7 protein-coding genes are annotated in these 7,956 nt (G+C 32.8%); 6 read left to right on the top strand and 1 reads right to left on the bottom strand.

The features are described from left to right. Window positions 1–237: 237 nt before the first annotated feature. Entirely contained in the window at window positions 238–1,200 is a 963-nt protein-coding gene (gene trpS / locus V5784_RS00160) for a tryptophan--tRNA ligase (RefSeq protein WP_336887027.1), read from the bottom strand. Between the two features lie 350 nt (window positions 1,201–1,550). On the opposite strand from trpS, the gene V5784_RS00155 reads away from it, so the two are divergent. The 6 genes from V5784_RS00155 to V5784_RS00130 all read left to right on the top strand — a co-directional run bounded on the left by V5784_RS00155 (window position 1,551) and on the right by V5784_RS00130 (window position 7,669). Continuing rightward, a complete protein-coding gene (locus V5784_RS00155; RefSeq protein WP_336887026.1) occupies window positions 1,551–1,898 on the top strand; it encodes a hypothetical protein in 348 nt (115 codons plus the stop codon). A gap of 161 nt (window positions 1,899–2,059) precedes the next feature. After that, the gene (locus V5784_RS00150) at window positions 2,060–2,266 is read left to right on the top strand and encodes a hypothetical protein (protein WP_336887025.1); all 207 of its coding nucleotides are present in this window, start codon (window positions 2,060–2,062) and stop codon (window positions 2,264–2,266) included. Between the two features lie 84 nt (window positions 2,267–2,350). Further along, on the top strand, window positions 2,351–2,605 hold the full coding sequence (locus V5784_RS00145) for a hypothetical protein (protein ID WP_336887024.1): 255 nt from the start codon (window positions 2,351–2,353) through the stop codon (window positions 2,603–2,605). A gap of 682 nt (window positions 2,606–3,287) precedes the next feature. Continuing rightward, entirely contained in the window at window positions 3,288–5,339 is a 2,052-nt protein-coding gene (gene recG / locus V5784_RS00140) for an ATP-dependent DNA helicase RecG (RefSeq protein ID WP_336887023.1), read from the top strand. Window positions 5,340–5,349: 10 nt separating this feature from the next. Further along, entirely contained in the window at window positions 5,350–6,054 is a 705-nt protein-coding gene (locus V5784_RS00135) for a metallophosphoesterase family protein (protein ID WP_336887022.1), read from the top strand. Window positions 6,055–6,163: 109 nt separating this feature from the next. Next, window positions 6,164–7,669 (top strand): glutathione ABC transporter substrate-binding protein, encoded by a 1,506-nt coding sequence (locus tag V5784_RS00130; protein WP_336887021.1) that lies wholly within the window; start codon window positions 6,164–6,166, stop codon window positions 7,667–7,669. The last annotated feature ends 287 nt before the right edge of the window (window positions 7,670–7,956 follow it).

Below are 7,956 nucleotides of genomic sequence, written 5' to 3'. Positions count from 1 at the left end.
GGATGGAAACTCCATCTTTAAGTAGATCTTTCATGATAGATTGTAAATCTAAAACATTTTCAATATTATATTTATCCATAATTTCAGCAATTAATGGATCTACCTCTCTTCTTCTTCTTTTCTTAACCATAAAAACCTCCTTAGTTTAATAGATTAGACTCTATCAACTAAGAAGGTTAAAATTAATTTACACTAAATTTGGGATACGCCCAGAAGTAACAGTGTAGATTCTTTTTATTATGTCAATCCTACTGCTTTTTTAACTTCTACCATCTTAGCTTTAGCTATTGTACGGGCTTTATGAGCACCTTCAGCTAAAATTTTATCTATATATTCAGGATTAGCTACTAACTCTTCACGTTTAGCTCTTGCATCTGCAAAGTACTCTAGAATAGCTTCTAAGAGTTCTTTCTTAGCATGACCATATCCGTAGTTTCCTGCTCTAAATTTTTCTTTCATCTCTTCTAATTTTTCAGGAGTAGCAAATAATTTATATAGAGTAGTTACATTGTTATCTGGATCTTTAGGATCTTCTAATGGTGTAGAATCTGTTACGATACTCATTACTTGCTTCTTTAATATTTTTTTAGATGCAAACATATCGATGGTATTACCATATGATTTTGACATCTTAGCTCCATCTACCCCAGGAACTACTGCGGTACTCTCTACAATCATAGGTTCAGGCAATTTGAAAATTTCAGAATACTTTTCATTGAATTTTGTAGCTATGTCACGGGTCATCTCTAGATGTTGTTTTTGATCTTTTCCAACTGGAACCATATCTACATCATACATTAAGATATCCGCTGCCATAAGTACTGGATATGTAAATAATCCTGTATTAGATGATATTCCTTTGGCTGTTTTGTCTTTAAAAGAGTGACCTCTTTCTAGAAGAGACATAGGTGTAAGATTTGATAAAACCCACATAAGCTCTGTATGTTCTGGTACATGAGATTGGATAAAGATATTGGCTTTTTTAGGATCTACTCCTAGTGCTAGGTAGTCTAAAACTACATCTCTAGTATTTTTACGTAGTGCATCGGCATCTGTAGAAGATGTAAGAGCATGGTAATTTGCTACGAAGAATAGACAATCGTTTTCTTCTTGGAATTTGATAAATTGTTGTATTGCACCAAAATAGTTTCCTATATGTAAGATTCCGCTTGGTTGTATTCCTGATATTATTTTTTTCATATTTTTCCTCCTAAAATAAAAAAAGACCAGTCGAGATGACTGGTCAAGTATATATGTTTTTGCTCTGATTCTATATTTTAATATAGAATTAAAGGATAAAAAAGATATAACTATTGATTGGACGTCAGTCTATTTAGATGAAACAGTATTAAAATTATTAGATAAATTTTTCCACCACCAAGTAAATCTCTTTGACACAACAGTTACCTCCTTTATAGATTATTTTAGGTAATAGTACCTTTTTTAGATGGGAATGTCAACTAAAAAAACTTTATGGTATACTAGGAGAAGAGTACAAAAATCTAGATTTTAAAGATGAAAATCATAACTAAAAAAGGTGGAAAAAGGATATGAAAAAAATTATAACAATATTAATGGTAGTTATAACTTTATTTGGATGTAGTGATAAGGATTCGGCTGAAAAGATAGAGTTTAGAAAAGGTCTTATCTATACCCACAATGGAGAAACGCCCTATACAGGTGAGGGAGTTTCATACTATGATGGTGATAATATAGAGAGCAGAGGTTATTCCAAAGATGGAAAACCAGATGGAGAGTGGATATATTATTTCTATAATGGAAAGGTAAAGAGAAAGGGCAGTTATATTAACGGAAAGATGGATGGTCACTGGATCTACTACTACCATAGCGGGGAAGTAGAGGGAGAGGCAAATTATAGAGGTGGGAAGGAGATCTAAGTACCCTCTTCCCTTGTTGTCGGGTTTCTCCCTCGTAGGGAGAAAACGAGGCAGAGAGTAACCAAGCAATATAAGACAATGTTCCCTCTACCTTGGAGGGAGAGGGTGTCCGTTAGGACCGGAGAGGGTAAAAGAAGGGGTAAAAAAAGGAGGAAATGAAGTTGAAAAAATTAATGATGTTGTTTTTATTATTGAGTTTTATATGTTTTGGAGAAGAAAAGACAAACCCCCAAAAATCATATGAAGTCATTCAGATGGAAGAGATCAATTTTTTAAAAACTCAGTTGATAAAATCAAACAATAAGATAGATGATTTGAGTGAAAAGATTGAGAAACTAGAATATAAAGAAGAAAATAATTTTACTTAGACCTATAGTGTGGATCAGATTTACCAAAATTCCGTGCAGTATTATGATAAAACAATTGAATTTTTGAAATGGATAATAGGTGGAATGTTATTAGTTTTAGGATATCTTAAATGGGATGGGAATAAAAAATATGAAAAAGAAAGAAAAGAAATAACCAAAGAAGTAGATAAAAGAATGGAAAGAATGTTATTAGAAAATAAAGAGTTAAAGGTTAAAATAGCAGAACAAGAAGAAAATGTTAAAAGAAAAACGTTAAAATTAGATGAAAAAATAGAAAAAACAACTAAAGAAATAGATGAAAAACTAAAAGAAGTTGAATATAATACAGAATTAGCATAGCGATTAATAAAAGTAAGAATGAAGAAAAAATAGAAGAATTTGAAAAATTAATTAAGAAATATCCTGAAAAGGTTCAAATTTACATTGAATTAGCTTTTGCTTTAGCAATTGAAAAAAACTATGAAGAGGCAATATCAAATTTTAACAGAGTAAAAGGAGTTAGAACCTGAAAAAAGTAGCAGCTATAATTTTATAGGTGTTGTATATGATTTTTGGGGAGATGATAAAAATAAAAATAAAAACTATGTAGATGAAAAAAAACATTTTGAAGAGGCAATAAAGAACTATAAAAAATCAATAAAATTGAAGTCAAGTTCTGAAAAATATATAATTCTTGAAGAAAGAATGAAAGAAACGGAAAAAAAATTAAAAAAGTTGAAAAAAAAATAGTAGACCCTCTTCTCCTAGTCTCTCCCTCGTAGGGAGAAACAAAGAAAGGGTAGCGGATAAGAAAAAACGACATTAAAAAAATTATGTAAAGAAAAAAAGAAATTAGCCCCATTAAAAAAATTGTGTTAAATGAAGTGTTGTAATTATTTTATAAAAATATTCGAAGACTTACTAAAATATATAGCTTCGATTCGATTTTTTATAAATAATCAAATATGGAATAATAATTTTTTTACGGGTGTCCTTTCTTGATTCCGTTCTTTGGACAAGCAAAGAATGAATGGAGGAACTTATGAATTACAAAAACTTATACAATAAAATAGAAAGTTTAGATATAAAGGGTGTGGGAGAAAAAACTATAGTTGCCCTAAAAAATCTAGGAATAAATACCATTATAGATTTGATATACTTCTTCCCTCGAGCCTATGAGGACAGATCTAATATAAAGAAGATAGGAGATATCAGATCGGAAGAATATGTGGTGGTTATCGGAAGAATCATCTCGGTGGAAAATAGGAAAACTAAAATCCGTAAAACCATGACAGTCGCTCGTATTACAGATGGTACAGGGATGCTGGATTTGGTGTGGTTTCAGATGCCGTATCTAAAAAAATCTCTGCAAATAGGAGAGGAATATGTATTTATTGGGAATGTAAAGAGGGGATATAACTTTCAAATTGTTGGTCCAGAATACAGGAAATACAGTGGTAAATTAAGTGCGGAGATAAAACCTATCTACAGCAGTAATAGAAATTTGTCTCAAAATGGGCTGCGGAAAATAATAAAGGATACGATAAAAAAATATATCCCTCTCATAGAGGAAAATATCCCGCAAGAGATACTCCAAGAATATAAATTAATGGAAAGGAAAGAAGCAATCCTAAAAATTCACCTGCCAAAAAACCTGAGGGAGATAGAGGAAGCTGAAAATAGGATGGCCATAGAGGAACTCCTAATCTTAGAATTAGGGATCTTGTCTAAAAGGTTTCAATTAGATGCTGATAACAGTTCTAAATACAAATTAAATGATGACAGGCAGATGGTGAAAAAATATCTGAATAGCTTGGGGTTTGAGCTGACTAGAGCACAAAAAAAAGTGATTACAGAGATATATAAAGATTTGGCAGGTGGAAAGATTGTAAACAGACTGATTCAAGGAGATGTAGGATCGGGGAAAACTATTGTAGCCGTTTTAATGCTCCTATACCTTGTAGAAAATTCTTATCAGGGTGTAATTATGGCTCCTACAGAGATTTTGGCTGTCCAGCATTATCTATCAATGGTAGATGACATGGCTGGATTAGGAGTGAGGGTAGAGATCCTTACCGGGAGTATAAAGGGGAAAAAAAAAGAGAAATTATTATCCGAGATAAGGGAGGGAGTCGTTGATATAGTGGTGGGAACCCATGCTCTTATAGAGGATCATGTGAAATTTCATAAATTAGGGCTAATTGTAGTAGATGAACAACATAGATTTGGAGTGGAACAGCGTAAAAAACTAAGGGATAAGGGTGAAATATCTAATCTACTGGTTATGAGTGCCACACCTATTCCCAGATCTCTGGCTCTTAGCATCTATGGAGATCTAGATGTTTCCATCATAGATGAGTTGCCTCCGGGAAGGATTTCTATAAAGACCAAGTGGATAGAGTCAGATAATGATTTGGAAAAATCCTATGATTTCATCAGAAAACAATTGGTTAAAGGAAGGCAGACATATATCGTAGCACCCCTTATTGAGGAAAGTGAAAAACTGGCTGTGACCTCTGCCACAGAACTTTATGAGGATATGGTTAGAAGATTTTCTGAATTTGAGATAGGGCTCCTCCATGGGAGGATGAAAAATACAGAAAAGGAAGAGGTTATGGCTAGATTCAAAAAAAATAAAATTCAGATACTCGTATCCACTACAGTGATAGAAGTAGGAGTAGATGTCCCCAATGCTACTATTATGATGATAACCAATGCCAATAGATTCGGGCTAGCAGGACTACATCAACTTCGTGGGAGGGTAGGAAGAGGGCAACATAAATCCTATTGTTTTTTAGTAGCCAAGACAGATAATGATATTTCTAAATCTAGATTGAAAGTTATGGAATCAACTACAGATGGCTTTTTAATAGCTGAAGAAGATCTAAAACTTCGTAAACCTGGGGAGATATTCGGGACACGTCAAAGCGGGATGTCGGACCTAAAATTTGTAGATATAGTCCACGATGTAAAGACCATAAAATTAGTCAGAGATATCTCTATAGAATATCTAAAAAAGTACGAGGGTGAGATACAGGCTAATACATTAAGGATTGATATAGTGGAAAAATTCAAAGTGGATGAAATTAAATAGGAGTAAACTTATGAATATAGTGAAGTTAAAGATGGAAAATTATGACAGAATATGGATTATAAGTGATATCCATGGGTATCATAATTTATTTTTAAAATTAATGGATAGGATAAAGTTGACTGCAAAGGATTTGTTGATTATAAATGGTGACTCCTGTGATCGTGGTTCTTCTAGCCTTGAGATGTATGAAACAATAGAAGAATTGATTGACAGCGGGTTAAATATAATTCATACCTTTGGCAATCATGAAAACCTCATGGTCAATGCCATTGAAGATGGGGAATTATTCGCTTGGTATAGAAATGGCGGTAGGCAGACTATTGATTCATACAAAAAAAGATATGATATTTTGAATAAACACTTAAAATATATAAAAAATATGCCCATAGCAGTTGATCTAGGGAAATATTTTGTAGTTCATGCAGGGATAAATCCTAAAAAAACCATCGAAAGACAAATCCCCTATGAGATGATATGGATAAGGAACGATTTTATAAATCAGCCTATTCTAAAAACTGATAAAATTATAGTTTATGGGCACACTCCTAACTTAGATGGAAAGATTCACTTTGTCGATGATCAAAAGATATCTATAGACTGTGGGAGTTACGACACCGGAGTTCTAGGAGCTATTGAGCTGAAAAGGATTGAGATTATATATGAAAGTACAGATAGGTTAAATATATATTTGAATCAGCATTTTAAAAAAAGATAAAATTATGGGTGTGTTAATACCATGAAAATATCGAAGGATTAAACTTGCAATTACTCTAATATTAAAGTAATCTTATAAAGATATTATTTTATATTTAGGAGGAGAGAGTATGAAGAGGTTAATATTTATAATGCTGTCATTGCTGCTTTTAGCATGTGGAAAAGAAGAGGTAGCCGAAAAAAAGAGAGATACATTAGTGATTGCAGATTCAGCTAATCCAAAATCATTGGATCCACACATGGGAAATGATGGAAGTTCTTTACGAATAAACAAGCAAATTTATTCAAGACTGGTAGAATCAACTGGAGATATGAAAATTGTTCCTGGATTAGCAGAAAGCTGGGAACAAATCAATCCAAAAACTGTAGAATTTAAATTGAGAAAGGGAGTTAAATTTCATAATGGAGAAGATTTTACAGCAGAGGATGTAAAGTATTCATTTGAAAGAATGCAGACTTCACCAAGGATAGCCTTTATCTTGCCACCATTGGAGGAGATCAAGGTTGTAGATGAATACACTGTGCAAATAATTACAAAAACACCATTTGGTCCGTTATTTGCCCACCTGTCCCATCCGGCTTTGGCTATTGTAAATAAAAAAGCCATAGAAAAATATGGAAAAGATTATGGACAATATCCAATAGGAACAGGGCCTTATAAAATTGAATCTTGGGATGCAGGGGATAAAGTTACTTTGGTTAGAAATGATGAATATTTTCTGACTCCTCCAACATTTAAGTACCTTGTAATAAGAAATATTGTAGAAGCTTCTAACAGGACCATTGGTCTGGAAACAAAGGAATTGGATATTGCTCTTTCTATTGGTGCCGTTGATATTGAAAATATAAAAAATAACAAAAATTTAAAGTTGTTGGAAAAACCATCGATCTCATATTCATATATTGGTTTTAATAATGATAAAGAGGTCTTTAAAAATAAGGATTTAAGACTGGCTATAAACTATGCTATAGACAAGCAAAGTATAGTGGACGTAGTATTGGGTGGAGCAGGAGAAGTAGCAACCTCTCCACTTGCTCCAGGTGTTTTTGGATTTACAGATAAAACAAAGGCATACGAGTATGATCCAGAAAAGGCAAGAGAATACTTGGTTAAAGCTGGATATAAAGACGGACTGACATTGACATTGAGCATATATGAAGGAAATTCAAACAGTAGTGTAGCCACTATTGTACAGGCTCAGTTAAAGGAGATTGGTATAGATTTGATTATTCAATCTTATGAAACAGGAGCGTTTTTTTCATATACAGCTGAAGGAAAACATGAGATGTTTTTGGGCTCTTGGGGTTGTGTAACTGGTGATGCAGACTACGGATTGTATGCAGTTTATCACTCTACAGCAAAGGGAGCTGCAGGAAATAGAAGTTTTTATAGTAATCCAGAGGTAGATAAATTACTGGAGGAGGGTAAAATTTCTATAGACCCTGAGAAGAGAGAGCAAATATATGAAAAAGCTCAGGAGATTATAGTAGGAGATGCAGCGGAAGTCATGTTATATAACAGGATTTTAAGTGTAGGAACTCAAAAAGATATTCAGGGATTGAATTTACACCCAGTAACACTGCATGATTTTTATCCAGTTTATATAGGGGAATAAAATAATAATTTAGAAGAAGAAAATATTTGAGTAAGAGAGTATCAATTGGTTGAGACTTTTAAAGCCTATTTAAAAGAATTTGAATTAAATATTAGGATCTGTGAAAGAATAAAAGAAGCTGGCTAATCCATGGATTAGCCAGCTTCTTTTATTTGGTGTATAATCATTTCAAGTCGACCACTTGAAATAAAAAAAGACCTTTTTTCATAAAAACCGATATAATGTAGTTACGACAACAAACATTAAAGGAGTTAATTTATGAAAAAAGGATATAAACATTTTAGCAT

This window comes from Psychrilyobacter sp. (genome assembly GCF_037132775.1).
Taxonomy (GTDB): Bacteria; Fusobacteriota; Fusobacteriia; order Fusobacteriales; family Fusobacteriaceae; genus Psychrilyobacter.
This window is presented reverse-complemented; position numbering and strand designations above follow the sequence as displayed.

Excerpts from the sequence above, each read along its gene's own strand:
- trpS (WP_336887027.1), bottom strand. The coding sequence starts at position 1,200 with ATGAAAAAAATAATATCAGGAATACAACCAAGCGGAATCTTACATATA.
- V5784_RS00155 (WP_336887026.1), top strand. The coding sequence starts at position 1,551 with ATGAAAAAAATTATAACAATATTAATGGTAGTTATAACTTTATTTGGA.
- V5784_RS00145 (WP_336887024.1), top strand. The coding sequence starts at position 2,351 with ATGTTATTAGTTTTAGGATATCTTAAATGGGATGGGAATAAAAAATAT.
- recG (WP_336887023.1), top strand. The coding sequence starts at position 3,288 with ATGAATTACAAAAACTTATACAATAAAATAGAAAGTTTAGATATAAAG.
- V5784_RS00135 (WP_336887022.1), top strand. The coding sequence starts at position 5,350 with ATGAATATAGTGAAGTTAAAGATGGAAAATTATGACAGAATATGGATT.
- V5784_RS00130 (WP_336887021.1), top strand. The coding sequence starts at position 6,164 with ATGAAGAGGTTAATATTTATAATGCTGTCATTGCTGCTTTTAGCATGT.